The sequence below is a fragment of the Idiomarina sp. 017G genome (assembly GCF_004362265.1).
GTDB classification, from domain to species: domain Bacteria; phylum Pseudomonadota; class Gammaproteobacteria; order Enterobacterales; family Alteromonadaceae; genus Idiomarina; species Idiomarina loihiensis.
This window is the reverse complement of record NZ_SNWT01000004.1, coordinates 142,616-163,990: the sequence shown is the minus strand read 5'-3', so window position 1 is coordinate 163,990 and position 21,375 is coordinate 142,616. Positions and strand designations below refer to the sequence as shown.

General features: G+C 48.4%; 23 protein-coding genes. 10 read left to right on the top strand and 13 right to left on the bottom strand.

Annotated elements, in window-relative coordinates; translation table 11 throughout:
• Positions 1–16 precede the first annotated feature (16 nt).
• Positions 17–568 carry a DUF2726 domain-containing protein gene (locus tag DEU30_RS07715; RefSeq protein WP_034818485.1) on the bottom strand — a complete coding sequence of 184 codons (552 nt, stop codon included), beginning with the start codon at positions 566–568 and terminating at the stop codon, positions 17–19.
• A gap of 92 nt (positions 569–660) precedes the next feature.
• The gene (folE2, locus tag DEU30_RS07710; RefSeq protein WP_011233750.1) at positions 661–1,587 is read right to left on the bottom strand and encodes a GTP cyclohydrolase FolE2; all 927 of its coding nucleotides are present in this window, start codon (positions 1,585–1,587) and stop codon (positions 661–663) included.
• A 199-nt stretch (positions 1,588–1,786) separates the two neighbouring features.
• On the opposite strand from folE2, the gene DEU30_RS07705 reads away from it, so the two are divergent.
• Positions 1,787–2,137, top strand: coding sequence for an Hpt domain-containing protein (locus DEU30_RS07705; protein ID WP_034818550.1), 351 nt, complete (start codon positions 1,787–1,789; stop codon positions 2,135–2,137).
• On the opposite strand, the gene arcA is transcribed toward DEU30_RS07705, so the two are convergent.
• The 8 genes from arcA to DEU30_RS07665 form a co-directional block, all read right to left on the bottom strand.
• Positions 2,131–2,853, bottom strand: coding sequence for a two-component system response regulator ArcA (arcA, locus tag DEU30_RS07700; protein ID WP_034818483.1), 723 nt, complete (start codon positions 2,851–2,853; stop codon positions 2,131–2,133). The genes DEU30_RS07705 and arcA overlap by 7 nt on opposite strands.
• A gap of 100 nt (positions 2,854–2,953) precedes the next feature.
• A complete protein-coding gene (locus DEU30_RS07695) occupies positions 2,954–4,573 on the bottom strand; it encodes an ATP-binding protein (protein WP_011233753.1) in 1,620 nt (539 codons plus the stop codon).
• A gap of 96 nt (positions 4,574–4,669) precedes the next feature.
• Positions 4,670–5,674 carry a class I SAM-dependent methyltransferase gene (locus DEU30_RS07690; RefSeq protein WP_034818482.1) on the bottom strand — a complete coding sequence of 335 codons (1,005 nt, stop codon included), beginning with the start codon at positions 5,672–5,674 and terminating at the stop codon, positions 4,670–4,672.
• A gap of 16 nt (positions 5,675–5,690) precedes the next feature.
• Positions 5,691–7,397 carry a FapA family protein gene (locus DEU30_RS07685; protein ID WP_034818481.1) on the bottom strand — a complete coding sequence of 569 codons (1,707 nt, stop codon included), beginning with the start codon at positions 7,395–7,397 and terminating at the stop codon, positions 5,691–5,693.
• Between the two features lie 78 nt (positions 7,398–7,475).
• Complete coding sequence (locus tag DEU30_RS07680; protein WP_034818480.1) at positions 7,476–7,832, bottom strand: Hpt domain-containing protein; 357 nt, start codon at positions 7,830–7,832, stop codon at positions 7,476–7,478.
• Positions 7,822–8,844, bottom strand: coding sequence for a succinylglutamate desuccinylase/aspartoacylase family protein (locus tag DEU30_RS07675; protein WP_034818479.1), 1,023 nt, complete (start codon positions 8,842–8,844; stop codon positions 7,822–7,824). The genes DEU30_RS07680 and DEU30_RS07675 overlap by 11 nt, the downstream gene beginning before the upstream one ends.
• A gap of 1 nt (position 8,845) precedes the next feature.
• Positions 8,846–9,751, bottom strand: a complete 906-nt coding sequence (rimK, locus tag DEU30_RS07670; RefSeq protein WP_011233758.1) for a 30S ribosomal protein S6--L-glutamate ligase — start codon at positions 9,749–9,751, stop codon at positions 8,846–8,848.
• Positions 9,748–10,170, bottom strand: coding sequence for a RimK/LysX family protein (locus DEU30_RS07665; protein ID WP_034818478.1), 423 nt, complete (start codon positions 10,168–10,170; stop codon positions 9,748–9,750). The genes rimK and DEU30_RS07665 overlap by 4 nt, the downstream gene beginning before the upstream one ends.
• 169 nt (positions 10,171–10,339) lie before the next feature.
• Between DEU30_RS07665 and DEU30_RS07660 the strand changes: the two genes are divergently transcribed.
• Positions 10,340–11,074 (top strand): EAL domain-containing protein, encoded by a 735-nt coding sequence (locus DEU30_RS07660; RefSeq protein WP_034818477.1) that lies wholly within the window; start codon positions 10,340–10,342, stop codon positions 11,072–11,074.
• A gap of 94 nt (positions 11,075–11,168) precedes the next feature.
• Here the strand turns inward: DEU30_RS07660 and DEU30_RS07655 are convergent, their stop codons facing one another.
• Both DEU30_RS07655 and mutH read right to left on the bottom strand, forming a co-directional pair.
• A complete protein-coding gene (locus tag DEU30_RS07655) occupies positions 11,169–11,831 on the bottom strand; it encodes a DUF2982 domain-containing protein (protein WP_110013609.1) in 663 nt (220 codons plus the stop codon).
• Between the two features lie 34 nt (positions 11,832–11,865).
• Positions 11,866–12,540: a DNA mismatch repair endonuclease MutH gene (mutH, locus tag DEU30_RS07650; RefSeq protein WP_011233762.1), complete on the bottom strand. Its 675-nt coding sequence runs from the start codon at positions 12,538–12,540 to the stop codon at positions 11,866–11,868.
• Positions 12,541–12,634: 94 nt separating this feature from the next.
• On the opposite strand from mutH, the gene rppH reads away from it, so the two are divergent.
• From rppH to DEU30_RS07625, 5 genes are all read left to right on the top strand, one after another.
• Positions 12,635–13,147 carry an RNA pyrophosphohydrolase gene (gene rppH / locus DEU30_RS07645; protein ID WP_011233763.1) on the top strand — a complete coding sequence of 171 codons (513 nt, stop codon included), beginning with the start codon at positions 12,635–12,637 and terminating at the stop codon, positions 13,145–13,147.
• Positions 13,148–13,152: 5 nt separating this feature from the next.
• Complete coding sequence (gene ptsP, locus DEU30_RS07640) at positions 13,153–15,423, top strand: phosphoenolpyruvate--protein phosphotransferase (RefSeq protein ID WP_041291772.1); 2,271 nt, start codon at positions 13,153–13,155, stop codon at positions 15,421–15,423.
• A gap of 2 nt (positions 15,424–15,425) precedes the next feature.
• Positions 15,426–16,217, top strand: a complete 792-nt coding sequence (locus DEU30_RS07635) for a sulfite exporter TauE/SafE family protein (RefSeq protein WP_011233765.1) — start codon at positions 15,426–15,428, stop codon at positions 16,215–16,217.
• Between the two features lie 23 nt (positions 16,218–16,240).
• Positions 16,241–17,041: a prolipoprotein diacylglyceryl transferase gene (lgt, locus tag DEU30_RS07630; protein ID WP_114981863.1), complete on the top strand. Its 801-nt coding sequence runs from the start codon at positions 16,241–16,243 to the stop codon at positions 17,039–17,041.
• A 219-nt stretch (positions 17,042–17,260) separates the two neighbouring features.
• Complete coding sequence (locus DEU30_RS07625; RefSeq protein ID WP_114981864.1) at positions 17,261–18,112, top strand: thymidylate synthase; 852 nt, start codon at positions 17,261–17,263, stop codon at positions 18,110–18,112.
• A gap of 122 nt (positions 18,113–18,234) precedes the next feature.
• Here DEU30_RS07625 and DEU30_RS07620 read toward each other — a convergent pair whose 3' ends face one another.
• Positions 18,235–18,792 carry a transposase gene (locus tag DEU30_RS07620; protein ID WP_114981954.1) on the bottom strand — a complete coding sequence of 186 codons (558 nt, stop codon included), beginning with the start codon at positions 18,790–18,792 and terminating at the stop codon, positions 18,235–18,237.
• A 232-nt stretch (positions 18,793–19,024) separates the two neighbouring features.
• Here DEU30_RS07620 and DEU30_RS07615 point away from each other — a divergent pair, with 232 nt between their 5' ends.
• Genes DEU30_RS07615 through tcdA form a run of 3 tightly spaced genes read left to right on the top strand, consistent with a single transcriptional unit; the run spans position 19,025 to position 21,316 of the window.
• Positions 19,025–20,116 (top strand): response regulator, encoded by a 1,092-nt coding sequence (locus DEU30_RS07615; protein ID WP_227016340.1) that lies wholly within the window; start codon positions 19,025–19,027, stop codon positions 20,114–20,116.
• Entirely contained in the window at positions 20,113–20,532 is a 420-nt protein-coding gene (locus DEU30_RS07610) for a PAS domain-containing protein (protein ID WP_011233771.1), read from the top strand. The genes DEU30_RS07615 and DEU30_RS07610 overlap by 4 nt, the downstream gene beginning before the upstream one ends.
• On the top strand, positions 20,525–21,316 hold the full coding sequence (tcdA, locus tag DEU30_RS07605; protein ID WP_034818470.1) for a tRNA cyclic N6-threonylcarbamoyladenosine(37) synthase TcdA: 792 nt from the start codon (positions 20,525–20,527) through the stop codon (positions 21,314–21,316). Before DEU30_RS07610 ends, tcdA begins: the two co-directional genes overlap by 8 nt.
• Positions 21,317–21,375: the final 59 nt, after the last annotated feature.

Below are 21,375 nucleotides of genomic sequence, written 5' to 3'. Positions count from 1 at the left end.
ACTGCCACGGAGCAAGTTAAGCGGCAATCGGCTGGTTATTCTTATCTTTATTTGTTGGTACCGCGGCACGAACATGTTCAGCCTGACGGATTTTACCGTGAATGTAGTCGTGCAGCTCGGCAACGCGATAGCCGGGTTTTGCTTTAAAGCGCAGGAACGGCAGTCCGGCAGCAGATAAGGTGTTCTTCAGGAATAAGTTACGTTTCTGCTGGTTCATTGACGACTGACCTGGCTCCAGCTCAATAGCCGCTTTAACCTGCATGGTGTGAATATCACACAATACGTAGTCAAGAATGCGCTGGCTGGCTTTGTTGTGGGCATCTTTGCGTGCGGTAGAGGATAAACCTGAGCGCACCGTAACAATGTCGCTTAAACGAACTTTGGTGAATATGCGGAAGCTGTCGCCGACCGACTTTTCCAATAGTGTCAAAAACTGATCTTCCTGCGCGGTGCACAAGGAAACGTCTTTTAGCTTATAGGGGTAGGGTACATAGTTTTCAGACATTCGGCTGGCAATAATAGCCACCGCAATTAACACTACAACAAACAACAACAGGATAATTTCCATTTTTCACACCTCATCAGAAAATTGACGCTCTGTGAGGTGTGAAGCAAAAGCTGTGCCAGCTGTGGCTGCTTATGGAATTAATTTAACCCGAATTACGCCGAGTAACCGCCGGGAACACCTTTGGTCGTGACACTCACTGCGTCGTGCGCGTGCAGTGACTCATAGTGGTTAACCCGCAACCAGAAATCACGGAAGTTCGACATCTGGTTTAACTGATGTTGTAAGCGACGCGAGGCGTCCTCACAGAACATCAGGTTCTGTCCATTTAAACGCGCAAACTCTTGCTCGTCTTCACGTTTAACGGCGGCTTGTACTGGTGTTTTAAGAGCCCCTTCAATGGCGTCAATGAGTTCTACAATGGGAAAGTCATTAACACTGTCGCTTAAGGCAACTTTAACCTCAGCAACTGAACGTTGGCTGTGCGGTGTTGCAACAATACCTTCGGTGGAACCCAGCCACTCGTGCATGATGCTGGCATCTACCTGTTCCTGACCGGCAAATTTCTCGCTAAAGGCATCCTGAATTAACTGGCGCGCTAAAGCCGCAGAGCAAGGGCAAGTCGATGAATAAGGGACATCGACAGACAACTCCAGCTTTAACTGACCCGCATCGTAGCGGCCGGTTAAGCTGACGGGGTACGCTTTCCAGCCCTGCTTTTTGCTAATCAGCGATTTGCGGCGCAGGTGATAGTCAAAATCAAACTTAATAAAGGCCTGATCACTGATGTCTTTATGGCTTTCGATAAAGTCATTCAGCAACTGCTTTAAAGTATCGTGACTGAGCTCACCTTCGGTCGACATTTTGTCCAGCAACAAATACAAGCGAGACATGTGAATACCCTTGGTTTTCGGGTTTTTCAGATTGACAAAAGCTTCCACTTTAGCTGCTACCGGGCGTTCTGGTACGCCGGCTGCTGCTACCATCAATGGAACTTCAATATTGCTCATGCCAACCCAATCGAGAGCTCCCTCTGTCTGGGCCTGCGTTTGGTTGGCTACGTCGGGCATAACTGTTGGCATTCGTTGTGAACTCCAAGTGTCGTGAATATTGTCCGGCCTGTTTGATCTTGATCAATGAGGCTCAGTCTAAAGGTGGGCATTATATCGCAGAATTTCACCAGGTGACACCGATTGCCCTAATCGATTCTGTCTGCACAGTGGTTGACTCAAAACAGGAATACGCCGAGGATAGGGTTTTGGATTGATGGAGCATAAAAAGATGGCAGAAAAATCGGCGATAGACACCGAGTTATTACAGCAATACGTCGATACCTTAGGCGTTGAAGGCGTGAATTCAACGCTGGCGACTTTTGACGGTATTATTCAAAGCTATGCGCAATTATTGCATCAGGCAGCTAAAAGCCGTAATGAAGACGAGCTACGCAAACAGGCGCATAAAGTTAAAGGTGCTTGCGGTTCAGTCGGTTTAACTGAGTTATCTAAGCTGATGGAAAAGATTGAGAAAGAAGAGTGGGAGTGGCCGGTAGCTGAGCGTTTATTAATTGAATGGGCCGATGCGGTTATTCCGCACCGACGCCAAATTGATGCCTGGTTAGCTGAGCATCACTGAGCTTGCTGATCAACCTCGCCGATAAAGCGATAGCCTTCACCATGGATGGTGGTTATTAAGTTCGGTGTTTCCGGGTGAGACTCGAAATGCCGACGAATTCGGCGAATGGCAACGTCAACGGTACGGTCATTCGGACGCAGTTCTCGATCCAGCATACGTTTAACCAGAGTTTCACGGTCAAGAATGCGGCCCGGGTTAGATAAAAATAACTCCAACGCACGATACTCACTTTTCGGCAAGCGGAACATTTGGTTTTCCGGTGAGTACAGGCAGCGACTGTCGCTGTTCAAACGCCAGCCATGGAACTGGAATTCAACACTGTTGTTTTCAACCGGACTGCCTGAGCGTGATGCTTCAATACGGCGACACAGGTTGCGTACACGAATTGTCAGCTCTTTTGGGTTATAAGGTTTAATGAGGTAGTCATCAGCCCCTAACTCCAGTGCTAACAGGCGGTCATCTTCGCTGTCACGACCGGTTAAGAAAATTAACCCAATGTTGTCGCTTTCACGTAAGGATTCCGCAAGTTCCAGACCATTTTTACCTGGCAAATTGACGTCCATAATTACGACATCCACACGTTCCTGACGCATGATGTTTTCCATTTGCAGGCCATCAGCAGCATCAAAAACTTCGTAGCCTTCTTGTTGGAATAGACGTGTGAGGGTCTGGCGCGTAACAACTTCGTCTTCAACAATCAGTATTCTGGCATTCATAAGCGTTGATTTTCCCGGAAAGTTCGTCGCTGTGCGTACGGTGTTGAACTTATATTTATAAAAGTTATGACGTTACATTATGACTTTTGTTTGAGATTTTTCAAGCATTGCTGACCAAAGTGACAGGAAAACGGACAATAAACTCCACGCCGTTCTTTTCTTCACTAAAGAAGTGAATGTTTCCGCCCAGTACCTGAGTCACTAAATTGTAGACCAAATGCAGACCCAGCCCGCTGCCGCCGGAACCTCGTTTGGTGGTCACAAAAGGGTCAAATATTTTACGGTTAATATCACTGGGAACACCTTTACCATTGTCGGTATAAACCATTTCCAGCTTGTCATCACCTACCATAGTAAAGCTAATGTCCACTCGTCCGCTGCTATACCCTTCAAAAGCATGGATCATAGAATTGACAATAAGGTTAATAAGCACCTGATTTAACGGTCCGGCTTTAGCGCGCACAGTCAGCCCTTCAGGGCATGAAATACGGATAGGGAATTTCTCCGGATCCAGGCGTCTGGGCTTAACCGAAATAAGAACATCGTTCATGAACGACGGAATATGAATATCCCGGTCAATTTCTGATGACTGATCAACTGCCACCTGCTTGAAGCTGGTAACCAGATCCGCCGCCCGGCCCAAATTACGGTAAATAATTTGCAGGTTTTCATCGCAATCACTTAAAAAGCGCTCGAACTCTGAGGTTGAAATTCGCTTCTCGTCGAATTTCTCCTGCATTATCGTTAATTTGTCCTGCAGCAAAGTGGAAGCGGTAACTGACAGACCTATTGGTGTATTAACCTCGTGGGCAATACCGGCCACCATGTCGCCCAGTGACGCCATTTTTTCCGATTCAACCAGTTGCCCCTGATACTGGTGCAATTGTTCCAGTGTTTTAAGCAACTCACTGTTGGATTCTTTTAGTGCCTGGGTACGCTGAGTAACCTGACGTTCCAGCTCGGTATTTAACTGACTGGCTTCTTCTTCGGCCCGGCGCTGCCGGCTAATGTGTTGCTGCACACGATCAAGCATGGTGTTAAATGCGTGCGCCATCATATCGAATTCAACCAGCTTTGACGGCGCCAGGCGCAATGAATAGTTTTTGTCCCGGGCAACCTGAGAAATCACATCAACTACGCTGTCTAATGGCGTGACAATAGTCTTTCGCAAGCGCAAAGTTATTAGCCAGCAAAGTAGCAGTGTCAGTACGAAAACCACGCTGGCAATGCCAATTGAGCGCCACATGAATAAGCGGGCCTGCTCCAGTGAGCCACGCAAATACACGTAACCAATGACTTCATCGTCAAGTACTACGGGCTGAGAAACTTCAATGTAGTTGTCGTTAGTTTGCGGTGTTGTCAGTTTATCCAGTTTAGCGAACCGCGCCGGAATAGGGGGCAGGCCTTTTTTATTGTAGCTCGAGAAAAAGGTCAGTTCGTTACTGGTTTCATCCATTTTGTAGACATGAACATGCTGAATAAACGAGGTGTTCTCTAATGAACTCAGGCGTTGTTTTTCGTTAGCGTTGTCATTAAAAACTAAGCTGCTGGCAGCGTTGCCAGCCACAATGCGGGAATAAGACAAAGCCTGGTCATGCAATGATTCCTGATATTGTGCAACCTGACTCACAATATTAACCGTAAAACCGACGAGAAGCGCGAAGCTGGTGACCAACAACACGATATAAATCAGTATGCGCTTCAGTGAAATGGTATGCATTCAGTCTACGGCTCAATCTCTGAAAAAATTATATGTTTACTAATGTTAGCAAAGCGTTAACAAAAAAGGCATCAGTTAAACAAAAAAACGGGTTATTTATCGACAAGTTGCATGGTAAACACGATAACGGCCATTATCGGCTATAACACTGCAGTTGCCAAACACCGATTCAATAACCTCTGGCCAGGGCAGAAAACGGTTAGCAACGACTCTAAAAGCACCTTGTTTATTAAGGTGTTGCCGGGCATTGCTAATAAATTTCCGTGCAATTTCATAGTCGGTTCTCTGTCCGGTGTGAAACGGGGGATTACTGACAATGAAATCAAACTGTCCGGCATTTTCCGGTATGCCATCGGCTAAACGCAACTCGGGTGTTATTGGTTCATTGGCCAGTGTTATCTCACTGGCGGCAATGGCAATAGGACTCACATCACAGGCCATAAGTTCAGTGGCCACTGAAGCTAACTGCTTAGCGATAACTCCCGCACCGCAGGCAAAATCCATACCGCGGCCTTTGGGTAGATCCTTAATATGTTGCAGTAACAGCAAAGTTGCCGGGTCAATATGCTCACGACTGAATACGCCAGGCAAAGTAACAAAAGACTCTTGTTGCTGGTTTAATTCATAAGTGATGTTTTTGGCGTAGTCCTCAACCGAGGCGCTTTGATGAACCTGCTCATTGCGTTCACTGGCAAAAAGCAGGCAATGGTTTGCCGAAGCCAGTTTCTGCGGCGGCTGTAACCAGGCAGGCAAATGTTTCATTAAAGGTTGAATACCAGAGCGTTTTTCGCCGGCAAACCATACCGGAGTGCCAGTTGGTAACGACGCTAACTGTTCCAGTAAATACTGATTCAGCTCTTTTTCCTTTGCTACCAGAAATAAAACACCGTCGTAATGACTAAGGTTAGGAGGTTGAATTTGGCAAAAAACCGGGCGCCCGGCTGCTTTCCAATAAGCCGCGTGACCCGCGTGAAAACTCCAGGCCGAGGCATTAGGTAAGGCAGATAATTCGCCACCACCGGGATGAATAACCAATAATGAGCCATTAGCCCAGGGTTGCCCGGACTGACGTCCAAGCATAGATAAAATTGCAGCTGACATAGTGATACTCAACGGCTTAGAGCAAGCTGTCTACTCGTAGTTTTTTGTCCTGAAGTAAGAACATTGTACCATTTCGATGTTCTTTTATGCGCAGACTTTTCTCTTTAAAGATAAACAAAATACCCGGGAAGACTTCTTTGCTGACCATAGTGCGCAAAACGGGGTGGTTTTCGAATGCTTCCAGTATCGAATCTATGCTGGTTCGGGTATTAACAATGCGAGCTTTAAGTTTGCGTAACTCAATTTTTAGCTTTTTCTGGTATTCGAGTTTTTTCACGCCATCTTCCAGTTTGTCGCAACGGTTTAACCCCTGCTGTACCACTTTTACTCTGGCCAGAGTTTTTGCCAGCAGCGCACGCATACTGTTTAAGTGCTGAAGTGACTGGGGGTCAGCGGGCGGAAGCGACCAGTAAATACGGGTTTTAGTGCCAGCCGGAGCGCCCAGCTGTCCACAATAGACATGATCACAGGTTTCAATAGTGCCACCAATGAGTTTGCCGCGGGCATTACGGCCTTCACCACCAATGGCCAGCGGTCCTTTGGTTATGACATGGCAATGGGTTAACTGTTTGTCCGTATTCACACCGGTTTGAGCTTCAAAGTAGGAATACTGAGCATAGGCACACCAGATGGAACCACCGGCAACAAGCTTGGTGGACACATCGGGTATCCATTCGTCGGCATCTTCGTCGTGCTCGGCATTGTCACCTGAATGAATCAGGTGGCCAATACAGCCTTTACGCACAGTGATATTGCCATCGGCGTATAGCTCGGCAGAATCGACATAGCCGCCAACCGTAATGTCGCCTGTACAAGTTACCTTCATTCCTTCACTGACATTGCCGGTGACAATCACGCTGCCCTTAAACTTAACGTGACCAGTTGATACATCGACGTTGTTTAGCTGCATAACATCATCAACTTGCACGCTGTTTTCGTTAAAACTAGGCATGCCGGTTCGGTCAGCAACAATTAAATTGGTATCGGTATCGCTGACGCGTGTCCCTTCTCCGGGTTTAAAGTCCCGATCTTCACCGTCCCGGGCTTCCAGTTCCCGTCCAAAAACAGTAAAACCAACACGACCTTTGCTCGGAGGTATCTTCTGCAATAGCGGAGAGTCTGGATCAACCGTGACTTCGGCTCCTAAATCGCGCATGTCCGCCGTACCGTCTTCACGCAACTGAGGGCGTAACACGCGTTTTCGAGCATCATCTGTCAGGGGTTTAAATTTGGCATTGCTGCCATTGATAGGGTATTTTCCCTTGGCCACGGTAACCGATAGCTCAGCACCGGGTGGAGCTTCATTAGTGTGTTCAACCAAGGCGTCAATAGCCTTGCGCTGAATGCCCGAGGTGATTTTCTTTTCCTTCAGCTTGGCAATGATAGATTCCTGCGTCAGGGCTTTGCCGCCATAACCGACAATACCGCTGGCAGTGACTTTCATATCATCGTCGCTTACTTGCAAATTTAAATCAGCGTCAAAAATCTCGGCAATAGCGACTTGAAAGGGAATGCTGCTGTTAGAGTCTTTACTGTAATGCTGGGAATACTTTGTTGCGGTTTGCAGCAGCATTTGTGGATCAAGCAATTTTGCAGCCGAAAACTTAGAAGCCTGCCAAGCTTGCTGTAGTTTATCTGCTTTGACCTCTGAGGGAGGGGTGCCGGCATCAATACTGATGTACACATCTCTTTCAGAAACCCGGAAACTGACCGGACTGGACATAGGGCGCCTGTACTCTAATTGTTGTTATAATTTTTATCGGGCTATTTTAACGAATGTTTACCCTTTTTTGTATTAATTTTAATCGTCCAGGACAACTTCATTACAGTAGCTTGCTATTTTTTCATTCACTGCGGCTAATTCAACGTTAACTTGTGTAATTGCTTCAGCGCGCTGCTCATAAGTCTTCTGCTGCCAGTTTTTGAAAAGTTGTGCAGCCAAAAGGCTCAAGTCAGTCGCGCCAATAGTAGCACTTAAACTTTTTAACGTATGTAACTGTAAGCGGGCCGCTTCAACATCTTCTAATAAGTCCTCTGTATTCAGCAAAGGAGCAAACTGTTCCAGGTAACAGTTCAGCACTTCCCGGTAGAGGTTGTGCTGGTTATCACAATGGCGCAGACCGCGGTTAAAATCAATCTGTACTGAATTACTGCTCATAAGGTTTGTTCTCGTAAACCTCGGTAAAAGAATCAACGCTTTCGGTAGCGTCCGACATGGCGTCTTTATCAAACTGTGCAACGTTGAATAAGGCTTCGCCTTCATTAGCTACCGGAATATTACTGCAGCCTATAATAATGCCGCGTACCGGAGATTCAACCGCATCGCCTTCGCCACCATGCGGGTTAACGCTTAAGGCTAATACTTGTTGTTTCTGAATGGTTTGTCCTAGCTCAACTTTGGGAATAATAAGGCCGTCGCGTTCTGCCCGAACCCAGGTGGAACGACGGGCAATGACAGGTGTAATACGACGACCACGACGGCGGCCTTTCATCATTTTTAAGTGCTTCATTACATTCTGTACGCCAATAACGCCGGCACTTATCGAGGCCTCATCAAAGCGCAGTCCTTCACCTGCCTCATATAAAATGAGAGGAATACCGAGCTCATTGGCTAAAGCCCGCAAGGAACCGTCGCGCTCTTTAGAGTGCAGAATAACCGGCGTGCTGAAAACCTTCGCCATGGCCAGTGCTTTTTCGTTTTCAACGTCTACCCGAATTTGCGGCAGGTTACTGCGGTGAATAGCTCCCGTGTGCAAGTCCACAATGTGGGTCGACTTTTTGACCAGCTCTTCACTGAACAAATACGCCATACGACTTCCCAGAGCACCGCGTTCCGAGCCCGGAAAGCAACGGTTTAAATCACGCCGGTCAGGCAAATAGCGAGACTGCTGAATAAACCCAAATAAGTTAACAATAGGCACCACAACTAAAGTGCCGCTGAGCGTGCGGGCGTCGGTGGTATTAATTAAGCGTCGGCAAACTTCAATGCCGTTCAGCTCATCACCATGAATAGCCGCGCAAACCAGCAATACCGGTCCGGGCTTTGTGCCATGAAACACATCTATGCGTAAGTCCAGCGGTGCGTCGTTATATAAACGCAACGCGGGCAGAGTTATATGCTGATGCGATCCCGGCTCTACCCATTGTCCAGCCAGTTCAAAACCGTTCATTTTATCCTTGCCCTTTGGTACGGGTTTTATGCGCTTTGGCGTTTTTCTCAAGAAAGGTAATAATTTGCGACGCAACGTCTTTCTCGGTTGCCTGTTCAATACCTTCAAGCCCGGGTGACGAGTTCACTTCCATAACTAATGGGCCATGGTTAGAGCGTAAGATATCCACACCCGCTACGTTAAGCCCCATGGTTTTAGCGGCTTTAACCGCCGTTGCGCGCTCAGCCGGTGTTAGTTTAACTAACGACGCGCTGCCGCCACGGTGCAAATTTGAACGAAACTCACCGGCTTTTGCCTGGCGCTTCATTGCTGCAATGACTTTGTCGCCAATAACCAAACAGCGAATGTCCGCACCACCAGCTTCTTTAATATATTCCTGCACCATAAAGTTGGAGTGCAGACCCATAAAGGCTTCAATAACACTTTCAGCGGCCTGACGGGTTTCGGCTAACACCACACCAATGCCCTGAGTACCTTCCAGCAATTTAATAACCAGCGGCGCGCCGCCAACCATGTCAATGAGGTCAGGAATGTCCTGTGGCTGACTGGCAAAACCAGTTGTCGGCAGGCCTATGCCTTTTCGCGACAGCAATTGCAGCGATCGCAACTTGTCGCGGCTACGGGAAATGGCAACCGACTCATTTAACGGATAGCTGCCTATCATTTCAAACTGGCGCAAAACAGCGGTGCCATAAAAGGTCACTGACGCTCCAATACGCGGAATAACGCAGTCGTAGTGGGGCAGTTCCTTGCCGTGCTTATGGATGGATGATTCACGCGCATTAATGTTCATGTAACATCTTAGCGGGTTAAGCACGTCAACTTCGTGTCCACGCTCTTCAGCGGCTTCCACTAAGCGGCGAGTTGAATAAAGTGAGGCGTTACGCGATAAAATCGCAATTCTCATTGCTCTTCTCCTAATAAGTGAGAGGCTTGTGGATCTACGATAAAGTTTCCGCGCATGGCTTGTCGACCCAATAACATACGGAACTTCATGGTGTCTCTATTAGTTAATGTCAGTTCGACCGCCTGGTCAAACTTACCCAGTTGTAATCGGGTTCGGATCACATAACGGGTTTCAGTATGACCGCCGGAGTCGGTTACTTCACGTTTATCAAATACCGGGGCTTCGCACACTTGTTCGCGCAAAGAGCCTTGCTCCGGGTGCATAAAAATACGCAACCATTCCTGGCTGTCGCGTTCAAAAGGTTCAAGTTTGAACGCGTGTAAACACGAAGTTTTGGCGCCAGTATCGACTTTCATATGAATCAGATTAATATTGAGTTCAGGAAGTGCTCCCCACTCTTGCCAGCCAATTGTTGTCATTGTGCTACCTTGTTGTAAATCTTGAATGCTTAATACAGTATTTTTGGTAAAACGCAATTTTTATTTATGTAGCCTGACATTCATGTCAGGTGTGATAGCTTTTTACGTAAGCAACGAAAACTGCTACTTTTGATAAAATAAGTAATAAGACTCAACTTAAGGATAGCTCATGTCTGTTTGCCCATCTTGTGATTGTCGAAAACCTTTGGGGTTTGGCATTAAAATGGCCTTTCAGCCCATTGTCGATATTTCCAGGAAAAGCGTATTCGCACACGAGGCTCTGGTTCGCGGAGAAAACGGCGAGGGTGCCGGACGAATATTGGGGCAAGTGACTGAAGACAACAAGTACACTTTTGATCAAACCTGTCGGGTTAAGGCAATAGAGACAGCTTCTCGTATTCAATTACCGGGCAGTTTGAGCATTAACTTTATGCCTAACGCCATTTACGAACCGGAAACCTGCCTGGCAACCACTTTATCGACAGCCCGCAAAACCGGGTTTGACCGGAATAAAATTATTTTTGAGGTGACTGAGCAGGAACAGGTTGTGAGCCAGGAGTTTCTGGTGGAAGTGTTTGAAGCTTATCGTAAAGAGGGGTTCAGAACCGCCATCGATGACTTTGGTGCCGGTTACGCCGGTTTGAATTTATTGGCTGACTTTCAGCCGGACATCCTGAAAATTGATATGAAGCTGATTCGGGACATTAATCACAATAAAGTGAAGCAAACACTGGTTCGTTCCATTCAGCAAATTTCAGAAGAGCTGGGTATCCAGCTAATAGCCGAGGGCATTGAAACCGAAGACGAGTACAAATACCTGCGCGACAGTGGCATTACCCTAATGCAAGGCTACTTCTTCCAAAAACCCATGCTGGAAGCCTTCCAGGACATTAATTTCCCGTAACCTGACATTTATGTCAGGTGAGATCCTGGTTCTGTGCGCCCTGTAACCTGACATTTATGTCAGGTGATATATCGCTCCTGACGTAAACGTCAGGCTACTTACGCGATGCCTGTAACTTCTGCAAATGGGCTTTAAAATCGTAAATGTCGCGGTCCAGCGCATTGGAACTTACGTAAAGGTCGTAACCAAGTAATTCCCGCATTTGTTCCATGCGCTTACCAAACACACCAATTAGCCCCTTATAAACAGTGCCATTAGGGCTAATGTAACTGTCCGGAATATCAAAATAAGGTGTATAATCCTCGCGCTCCGGTGCCTGATGCCGCAACGCCATAGTCAGCAACTGACGTTGTTCGAACAATAAGGCAGAAGCAAGCCGGGGCGAAATATCATCCAGCACTTCTTCAACCTGATACAACCGGAACCCCAGAAAGGGGGCGTCTTCAAGCTCCAGCACCCGGTTCACTCGGGGAACGTCGTAACGGATAATATTTTCCCAGCGAATCTGCCATTGTCCACGGCGGTGCAAATAACGAATGCCGTCTTCGGTGATCACCAGTGAAACCGGAGGCTCTATCACTTTACCAATGCCTAACAGCAAGAATATGCCGGACGTTGCGCCGAGCACCACAGTAACACCCACCGGAATATCGTCTCGCACCAGATGAAGGAAAACCAGTAGCGCAAACAACAATACCGCCAACCCACAAAAGGTTAATGCATTGCGCTTAGCCTGAGGACTGACATTAAATTGCATAGTTTCTCCTGTGTACAACCGATGATGCCTCGGATTACATAAACATCCGCTGCAATATCTGCCGGGTGAAATCCTTCTTAAGATAAAAGCCCCGTGGGCGCACTTCAATTATAGTACCTTCCGGGCCAATGGCCTCGGTCAGCGCCGAACCGTCTGCGGCTTTGGGGCGAATTTGCATGGCTTCCCCCTGACGTGCGGTAATACTCTCAACCTGGCCCAAAGCAATACGATCCATGTGTTCTTCCCAGTCGTTGCGCAGCAAGGCTTCCTCCTGTTCGCTAGGCACCCACAAAAACGCACTGCCAACTACCCGCTCGGCTAAAGGCACTTCGCGGCGGCCGTCAATGGGTAGCCACAACACCTGTTGTAATTTATTTCGTACGTTAGAAGTGGTCCATTGGACTCCCTGAATATTTACTAAAGGAGCGGTACAGACAAAAGTGGTTTCCAGCGGTTCACCGTCGGGCGTTACCGGTAGCGTTTTGAGTTCAACACCCAGCTCAGGGAAGTCCTGCGTGGGCTTGGAGCCCGCAGTGGCGCCCAGTTGCAGCTCCAGTAGTTGTCCCACCCAGCCTTTGTCGCGGCGTAAATCTTTGGGTACCTGCAACCCGGTTTCAGCAGCCAGGTCAGCAAATGTACGGCCAGCTAAAGCCGCCGCGCGCTGAAACAATTCATCAATGGACTGAGGGCGTTGTGGCTTGTCGGTCATGACTTAAATCTTCGTAAATAGTGAATCAGCATTTGCCCGCAACCGGGCTTTATGGAAGAATCCACTGTAACAGAGAATAATTGAGGATGCTCGCGTGATAGATGCAGAAGGGTTCCGGGCAAACGTAGGAATCGTCATCTGTAACGGGCATGGGCAGGTATTTTGGGCTCGTCGAATTAACCAGCAAAGCTGGCAATTTCCGCAAGGAGGAATTCACGAAGGCGAGACCCCTGAGCAGGCAATGTACCGCGAACTCTACGAAGAGGTCGGGTTAAAGCCGGAGCAGGTTGAAATTCTGTACACCAGCCGACAGTGGTTGCGTTATCGCTTGCCAAAGCGCTTAATTCGACGTGAACAGCGGCCCATGTGTGTTGGACAAAAGCAAAAGTGGTTTTTGTTACGGCTAAAATGTCGTGAAGAAGACGTAGATGTTTTACATTCAGGCCACCCTGAATTTGATGGCTGGCGCTGGGTCAGTTATTGGTACCCGGTGCGGCAGGTCGTATCCTTCAAGCGCGATGTATATCGTCGGGTGATGAAAGAGTTTGCCACGCAGGCGATGCCATTTCGAGCTTCGGGAGGGCGTCAGCACAGGCGTAAACGTTAAATATGATGTTGGTTACATTGCAAAGGATAGTCCAGGGCGTCAATAAAGCGCCTGATTTCAACATGGCATTAACTACCATGGTGAGTCAGGTGCGCGAAGCCTTAGAAACCGACAGTTGCAGTGTATTTTTGGCCGACAACGACCAGCGTCAGTTTGTTATGGCGGCCAGTGACGGCTTGCGTGCCGAAGACGGAAAACCCGTCCGGGTCGACTTTGGCGAAGGTATTATCAGTTTAGCGGCACAACGAGAAGAGCCGCTAAACATTGCCGATGCCAGTATGCATCCCGCCAACAAAAAACTCAGCGACACCAACGAGAATATTTATAAGGGCTTACTAGCCGCTCCTATTATCCACCGCCGCAAAGTGCTGGGTATAGTGGTGGTGCATCAAAGTGTGGCGCGCAGTTTTAGTCGTGAAGAAGAAGCTTTTATTGTTACTTTGGCAGCGCAGTTGGCGGCAGTTATAGCGCATGCCGATGCCAAAGGTTTGCTGGTTAGTGAACACTCCCCCTGGATACACAGCTTAAGGGGCTTGCCCGGTTCGCCCGGTGTGGCCGTGGGTGAGGCTTATGTGTCGCGACCAGAAGCGCGTATAGATGAAGTGACTCCACGACGTTCCGACAAACCCATTCACGAAATTCGCAAGTTCCGTCAGGCGGTTGCACGTACCCGAGCCGACTTAAAAGAACTGTCCAGGCGCATGGCGGGGCAGGTGCCGGATGATACGCTGGCAATTTTCGATGTGTACCAGGGCATGCTGGACGCGGCCAGTATGGGCGACGCCGTCGAAAACATGATTAAAGAAGGCTGGCGCGCGCAAACCGCATTAAAATACGTGGTCGAGCAGTTTGTTGCTCAGTTTGAGGCATTAGAAGACTCTTATCTGCAAGAACGCGCCACCGATGTGCGTGACATAGGTCAGCGGGTGCTGTTGCACTTACAAAACCGTCAGCGTAAACGCAAGCCCTTGCCGGACAACTTCATTTTGATAGCGGACGAAGTCACTGCTTCAATGTTGGCCGAGCTGCCGCGAGAGCAAATTGCCGGTATCATTTCATTAAATGGTTCGAGTAACTCGCATGCTGCTATTATGGCGCGCAGCATGAACATTCCGGCGGTGCTGGGTGTCGACGACATCGAGCTGCACTTCTTCTCCGACCGCTTGCTGGCAGTGGATGGCTACACTGGCGAAATTTATGTGGACCCGCCAGCGCAAGTATTAACTCAGTTTCATCAGTTAGCCGAAGAAGAACAAGAACTGCGTGACATTGTTACTGAGCATAGTCATTTGCCTGCAGAAACGCAGGATGGTCAGCGCATAAGCCTGCACCTGAACCTTGGGCTGGATGTTACTCACGACTACCTGAAAACGCTGAACATCGATGGCGTGGGTCTGTATCGCTCAGAAATACCTTTCATGATGCGCGACCAATTGCCCACAGAAGACGAACAAACGGAAATGTATCAGGAAGTGCTGGATCAGTTTCCTGATCAGCCAGTGGTTATGCGTACGCTCGATGTTGGCGGAGACAAGCCGCTACCCTATTTTCCGTTAAAAGAAGACAACCCATTTCTGGGGTGGCGCGGTATAAGGTTAACTCTGGACCATCCGGAAATTTTCCTGATTCAAATTCGCGCTATGTTGCGAGCCAGTATTGGCAAAAGCAATTTGCGTATTTTGCTGCCCATGATAACTAGCACCAGCGAAGTTGACGAAGCGTCACGGCTTATCAAACAAGCGTACTTTGAGGTAGCCGAAGAGCAGGGCTGTGAAGTGGGTGTTAACCTGTTTCAGCCGCAGCTGGGCGTGATGATAGAAGTGCCCGCCGCTATTTATCAGTTGCCGGCGATGGCCAGCAAAGTCGACTTTTTCTCGGTCGGCAGTAATGACCTGACACAGTATTTGCTGGCGGTGGACAGGAATAACCGCCGCGTTGCCAGCCTTTATGACGCCTACCACCCGGCAGTATTAGCCAGCCTGGATGAAATCGCCCGGCGCTGCGAAGAAATTGGTAAGCCCGTTAGTGTCTGTGGCGAGTTAGCCGGTGATCCGGGCGGTGCTTTACTGCTGGTGGCTATGGGTTATCGACAGCTCAGTATGAACAGTTATAACGTCGACCGGGTGCGCTGGATACTGCGTAATGTGCGTTCCAGCACGTTAAACGTGATGCTGGCTAAAGCTTTGCAGGCACGTAACCCCGATCAAATTCGCAAAATGATTGCCGAGAAGATGGAAAGCATCGGTCTCGGTGGTTTTGTCAGAGCAGGGAAATAAGCATGTTACTCACCACCTGGATTTGGTGTATTGGCGGCGGAGCAGTGGCGGGTTTATTAGCCGGCTTGCTGGGTATTGGCGGTGGTCTGGTTATTGTGCCACTACTCATTTATTTACTGCCTATTATTGGCGTGCCGCCGGAGCTGGTTGTCCCCAGCGCAATTGCCACCAGTCTGGCAACCATTTGCATGACCACAGCCAGTGCATCACGTGCGCACGCCAAACATGGTTTGATGGAAAAATTCTGGCTAATTAGGGTATTGCCAGGGTTATCGGTTGGCGCAATGACGGGCGCTTTTCTGGTCACTGTTGTTGATCCGGACTGGTTAAAAATCATTTTCTCAATTGTGTTAATAGCCCTGGCTGCCCGCATGGTACTTCCGCAGAAAACTGGCGAACCATTAACTTCAGTTTCTAAACGGTTAGTGGCTCTGGGCAGTTATATTATCGGGACCATATCGGGCCTGGTTGGCATTGGCGGTGGTGCGCTGACCGTGCCATTTTTAAGCCGTATGCGCTTACCGGTGCGCCAGGCTATCGCTATTTCCTCGCTCGGCAGTTTTGTTATTGGTTGTAGCTCGGTCGTAATGTTCATTTTAAATGGCTGGTTGTCGGGTAGGGAAACCGGTGCTTTAGGTCTAATTAATGTGCCTGCCTGGTTAGGGATTTCCGTTGCATCGGTGCTATTCGCCCCACTGGGTGCTAAACTGGCGCACAAATTACCAGTTAAACAGTTACAGCGCGTTTTTGCGGCGTTTTTAATTCTGGTCGCCATACAACTTATTTTTAACTAACCATAAAGCAGGGAGTACAAGCAGTGCCGTCTAATGACTATTGGCAATTTCCCGCCATTGATCCTGTTCTTTTTCATATTTGGGGACCTTTGGACATTCGCTGGTATGGCCTTGCCTATATAGCGGCTTTTGCCTTCGCTTATTTTTGGGGCATGCGCCAGACCAAAACAGACCCTAACTGGAGCAAAGAAGAGTTCAGCGACCTGATGTTCTGGGGTTTTATTGGCGTTATTCTCGGTGGTCGCATCGGTTATACACTGTTTTATCACTTCGACTACTTTATCGATAACCCGTTGTACCTGTTCTATATTCACGAAGGCGGTATGTCATTCCACGGCGGCTTGCTGGGTGTTATTGCTGCTATGTATCTGTATGCCCGCAAAAAACAGCGCTCGTTTTTGCAAGTAGGCGACTTTGTTGCTCCGTTAGTGCCTATGGGGTTATTTTTCGGACGCATTGGTAACTTTATTAACGGCGAGCTTTGGGGGCGTGCGGCAGAAGTGCCCTGGGCTATGTATTTTCCCAGTGGCGGGCCGGTGCCACGCCATCCGTCACAGTTATACGAAGCTTTGTTAGAAGGCCTGCTGTTGTTCGCTGTTATTCTGTGGTTCCAGCGCAAACCCCGAGGCGTTGGTGCGGTTAGCGGGTTGTTTCTGTTAGGCTACGGCGTGGCTCGTTTCATAGTTGAGTTCTTCCGGGAGCCCGATGCACACTTAGGTTTATTATCACTCGGCATGTCCATGGGCCAATGGCTGACCCTGCCAATGATTATTCTGGGTATTATTCTCATGGTACGTGCAAAGAAACAATCGCCTACGGGCTGATGGATGCGGGACGTAGCCTGACATTTATGTCAGGTGAGATATTGGCCCTGACATAAATGTCAGGCTACGGAGAGGTCAGGTGAGATATTGGCCCTGACATAAATGTCAGGCTACTGCAGATGGGCTTTCATAGGTAAGATCTCACCTGATGCAATAGCATCAGGCTACAGCATCAGGTACGATATAAAACATTACGCACAAGATGATTCTGCATAAAAAATGAAACAATATTTACAACTGTGCCAACGCATTGTCGACGAAGGGGTCTGGGTTAAAAATGAACGTACAGGCATTAACTGCCTAACGGTCATAAACGCTGACTTAGAGTACGACGTTGCCAACAACCAATTCCCGCTAATTACCACTCGGAAAAGCTATTACAAGTCGGCTATTGCTGAGCTTCTAGGGTACTTGCGAGGCTACGACAGCGCTGCTCAATTCCGTGATATTGGCTGCAAAACCTGGGACGCCAATGCCAACGAAAACCAGGCCTGGTTGAATAACCCGAATCGCAAAGGCGAAGACGACATGGGACGCGTTTACGGCGTGCAGGGGCGCTCATGGCAAAAACCGGACGGAAGGCACTTAGATCAGTTGAAAAAGGTTATTAATAACCTGTCGAAAGGCATTGATGACCGTGGAGAAATCGTGACCTTCTATAACCCAGGCGAATTTGAACTGGGTTGTTTGCGTCCGTGCATGCATACCCACAACTTTTCGCTGTTAGGTGACACGTTGTATCTTACTTCGTACCAACGCAGCTGCGACGTACCGTTGGGACTCAATTTTAATCAAATTCAGTGCTTTGTTCTTTTAGCTTTGGTGGCACAAATTACCGGTCACAAGCCAGGCAAAGCCTACCACAAGATAGTGAACGCTCACATTTATGAAAACCAGCTAGAGTTAATGCGTGATGTTCAGTTGAAGCGTGAGCCTTTCCCGTCGCCACAGCTGCATATTAACCCTGAGATAAAGTCTTTAGAAGACATTGAAACCTGGGTCAGCAAAGACGATTTCACAGTCAGCGGCTACCAGTGCCACGAACCCATTAAATACCCATTCGCCGTGTAGCCTGACGTTTACGTCAGGAACGATGCTGAAAACATGACATTGTCTAATTATTTGGGCGGTATATATACTGGGGATACCTCACCTGACATAAATGTCAGGCTACATCACCAACGTAGGTTGCGTCATGGGTCGTATGCAGCCAAGTTACTGTCTACCCAAGATTCGTTAATGTAAGCCCAATCGGGCGGGTATCGATTATTACGCAGGTAACGATTCAAAGTTGAATAGGGCCACTCGGTAGCGTTTGAAACGTAACGATGTTTTACCGGGTTATAGCAACAGTAAAGTAAGTACATATGAAGTTCTTTTTCGTTACGAATTGTGTGCTCCCAATACCCTTTCTGCCATAGGCTGTTTAACTGGCGCTTTTGTCTACTTTTATTCTTATAGTGCTTACTATAATTTTTAGAGGAGAACTCTGGCACAGCTTTAGAGGTTAAGGCCTTAATTTTAGACCACCGAACCGGAACATTCGTGTCCATTATTCTCAATACGCAATGCAGGTGATCAGGCATGACAACCCAGGCTTCTATTTCAAACGGGTGAGTCTTTATGGTTTCTTTCACGGCATTGCGTAACGCCGCCAGAACATCAGGCCGCGTCAGTATTTTTTGCCTTTTGTGGGTGCAGAGAGTAAAGAAATACCATCCACCTTCGTAGTATCTGCGTACATTAGTCATGCAGGTAATTAATAGCCATAACCCGGAAACGGTCAATTTCATTGTGTTGTAGGAAAACGGCGTATTGGTTGATGGAGCTTGAGATTGATGTGGCTTGACATTGATGTAGCCTGACGTTTACGTCAGGAGCGATGTTGAACGCATGACATCGCCTAATTATTTAGGCGGTATTTTAACTGTGGGTATATCTCACCTGACATAAATGTCAGGCTACGTCGGCGGGTATATCCACATGCAATGGCATCGGGTTGTGGCCTGCGCTAGAATAAAAGCATTCAACAATGGCCGGGAGCCTGAATCTATGACGTTAAAAGTCACTCTGTGCGATGATTCCAAAATGGCGCGTAAGCAGCTACTACGCACGCTGCCAGATGACTGGGATGCTGAGGTTCACCAGGCGGAACACGGCGAGCAGGCGCTGGCATGCGTGCGCGAAGGTCGCGCCGAAGTGCTGTTTCTGGACTTAAACATGCCGGTAAAAGACGGCTACGAAACTCTGCAGGCTATAAAAGAAGAGCAATTAGAAACTTTGGTTATTGTCGTGTCCGGTGACATTCAGCCCGAAGCTCAAAAGCGTGTGCAGGCGCTGGGGGCTATGGCTTTTGTGAAAAAGCCAATGAAGCCAGAAGACATACAAACTCTGTTGCAGCAATTTGGTTTGTACCAACCGGCCGCGGGTCAGCTTAAACTGGCCGATGAAACACCACAAACGCCGGCGAATCCGCTGGATGTTTACCGGGAAGTATCGAACGTTGCCATGGGGCAAGCAGGTGATCACTTAGCCCGGGTGCTGGATACCTTTATTGAACTGCCTGTACCTAATGTCAATTTTATCGCCCCTTCCGAGCTGCACATGGCCATAGAGTCTATCGACACCAACAAGCAGGTGGCCGCGGTAAGTCAGGGGTTTTCCGGCAGCGGTATTCTTGGCGAAGCGCTAACGCTGTTTAATGACGCCTCTATTGACGATATTGGCAAGTTGTTGGGCGCTAAGCTTGGTGAAAGCGGCTCAATTAAGCAACAACGCATTGAGTCGTTAATGGACGTCGCGTCCATTTTGTCCTCGGCGTGTTTAAACGGCTTAGGCCAGCAACTGCATGTGGAATTTGCAGCTTCGCAGCCGGTGCTGTTAGGCGAACATCAGTCAATGCGGGAATTGATTAAACACGGCGAACATCGCTGGCAGAAAATTCTGGCAATAGAAATAGGTTATCAGTTACCGGAGCACAAACTGGCTTTCGACTTACTGCTGTTATTTCCGGCCGATGCGGTGAAAATTCTTGACCAGCAGCTGGCTCATTGGCTTCAGGGAGACGACGAATGATAGACGATATGGACGAACTGCACAGTAAACTGAGCATTCTGGGCGCCATTGATGTCGGTATTGTGGTTATTGATAACGACAACAACATTCAGATGTGGAACGAGTTTATGCAGAATCACAGTGGCCTGCGGCCTAGTGAAGTACGCGATAAAAACTTATTTCGCTGCTGTCCGGGTATCGAAGAGGCTTGGTTTCAGCGTAAAATTGACCGGGTGCGGCAGTTAAATTCGCGGGTGTTTATTACCTGGCAACAACGTCCTTACGTCTTTCGTTTTCGCCACAGCCGCCCAATAAGCGGGCAGAGTGAATGGATGTACCAGAATGTCACCTTAATTCCGCTGAAGAACCCGCGTGGTGAAGTGCACCAGGTGGGCATTATTATTTACGATGTGAGTGAACAACCCAGCCATGAGTGAAGAAGTACCTGATCAACGTTTTGGCGGCGTAAGCCGTGTATACGGACAAGCGTCGTTAACGCAGTTTCAGCAGTTACATATTGTGGTCGCCGGGCTTGGCGGCGTTGGCTCATGGGCGGTGGAAGCTCTGGCGCGTACAGGTATTGGTAAGCTAACGCTTATAGACCTGGATGACGTGTGTGTCACTAATATTAACCGCCAGCTACCGGCAACGGATAACACCATAGGCCAGCTTAAAAGCGAAGTATTGGCGCAGCGGGTGAAAAGCATTAATCCTAACTGCGAAGTGCGGTTAATTGACGACTATTTGCTGCCGGAAAACTTTGAAGAATACTTAACCGGCGCCGATGCCGTGCTCGATGCCATAGACAGCGTTAATACTAAGTCGGCTTTAGTGGCCTGGTGTAAGCGTCGCAAGCTGCGCATAGTGGTGTGCGGCGGAGCGGGTGGGCAGATAGACCCTGGTATGATCCGCGTCGGTGACCTTGCCAAAGCCAAACAAGACCCGTTGTTGGCTAAGGTGCGCTCACAACTGCGCCGCGACTACGGCTTTTCCAAGAACCCCAAACGTAAATGGGGCGTTGACTGTGTCTATTCCGAAGAGCAGTTGCGCTATCCAATAATTTCCGGTGAACACGAAGGCGAAGTCACGCTGCAAAAACCGGGCTCCGGCACCATGCGCATGGACTGCAGCTCCGGCTTTGGCGCCGCCATGGTAGTCACCTGCAGCTTCGCCATGCAAGCCACCGCTACATTATTGAAGCGATTGACATCCAAAAAATAATCTTTTGCGTGATATAGGTTGCAAAAATAGATTTTTTTGTCTATTTTGAGTGTAATATC

Coding starts and splice junctions, on each gene's coding strand:
- DEU30_RS07715 (WP_034818485.1), bottom strand. CDS start 568: ATGGAAATTATCCTGTTGTTGTTTGTTGTAGTGTTAATTGCGGTGGCT.
- folE2 (WP_011233750.1), bottom strand. CDS start 1,587: ATGCCAACAGTTATGCCCGACGTAGCCAACCAAACGCAGGCCCAGACA.
- DEU30_RS07705 (WP_034818550.1), top strand. CDS start 1,787: ATGGCAGAAAAATCGGCGATAGACACCGAGTTATTACAGCAATACGTC.
- arcA (WP_034818483.1), bottom strand. CDS start 2,853: ATGAATGCCAGAATACTGATTGTTGAAGACGAAGTTGTTACGCGCCAG.
- DEU30_RS07695 (WP_011233753.1), bottom strand. CDS start 4,573: ATGCATACCATTTCACTGAAGCGCATACTGATTTATATCGTGTTGTTG.
- DEU30_RS07690 (WP_034818482.1), bottom strand. CDS start 5,674: ATGTCAGCTGCAATTTTATCTATGCTTGGACGTCAGTCCGGGCAACCC.
- DEU30_RS07685 (WP_034818481.1), bottom strand. CDS start 7,397: ATGTCCAGTCCGGTCAGTTTCCGGGTTTCTGAAAGAGATGTGTACATC.
- DEU30_RS07680 (WP_034818480.1), bottom strand. CDS start 7,832: ATGAGCAGTAATTCAGTACAGATTGATTTTAACCGCGGTCTGCGCCAT.
- DEU30_RS07675 (WP_034818479.1), bottom strand. CDS start 8,844: ATGAACGGTTTTGAACTGGCTGGACAATGGGTAGAGCCGGGATCGCAT.
- rimK (WP_011233758.1), bottom strand. CDS start 9,751: ATGAGAATTGCGATTTTATCGCGTAACGCCTCACTTTATTCAACTCGC.
- DEU30_RS07665 (WP_034818478.1), bottom strand. CDS start 10,170: ATGACAACAATTGGCTGGCAAGAGTGGGGAGCACTTCCTGAACTCAAT.
- DEU30_RS07660 (WP_034818477.1), top strand. CDS start 10,340: ATGTCTGTTTGCCCATCTTGTGATTGTCGAAAACCTTTGGGGTTTGGC.
- DEU30_RS07655 (WP_110013609.1), bottom strand. CDS start 11,831: ATGCAATTTAATGTCAGTCCTCAGGCTAAGCGCAATGCATTAACCTTT.
- mutH (WP_011233762.1), bottom strand. CDS start 12,540: ATGACCGACAAGCCACAACGCCCTCAGTCCATTGATGAATTGTTTCAG.
- ptsP (WP_041291772.1), top strand. CDS start 13,153: ATGTTGGTTACATTGCAAAGGATAGTCCAGGGCGTCAATAAAGCGCCT.
- DEU30_RS07635 (WP_011233765.1), top strand. CDS start 15,426: ATGTTACTCACCACCTGGATTTGGTGTATTGGCGGCGGAGCAGTGGCG.
- DEU30_RS07625 (WP_114981864.1), top strand. CDS start 17,261: ATGAAACAATATTTACAACTGTGCCAACGCATTGTCGACGAAGGGGTC.
- DEU30_RS07620 (WP_114981954.1), bottom strand. CDS start 18,792: ATGACTAATGTACGCAGATACTACGAAGGTGGATGGTATTTCTTTACT.
- DEU30_RS07615 (WP_227016340.1), top strand. CDS start 19,025: ATGCAATGGCATCGGGTTGTGGCCTGCGCTAGAATAAAAGCATTCAAC.
- DEU30_RS07610 (WP_011233771.1), top strand. CDS start 20,113: ATGATAGACGATATGGACGAACTGCACAGTAAACTGAGCATTCTGGGC.
- tcdA (WP_034818470.1), top strand. CDS start 20,525: ATGAGTGAAGAAGTACCTGATCAACGTTTTGGCGGCGTAAGCCGTGTA.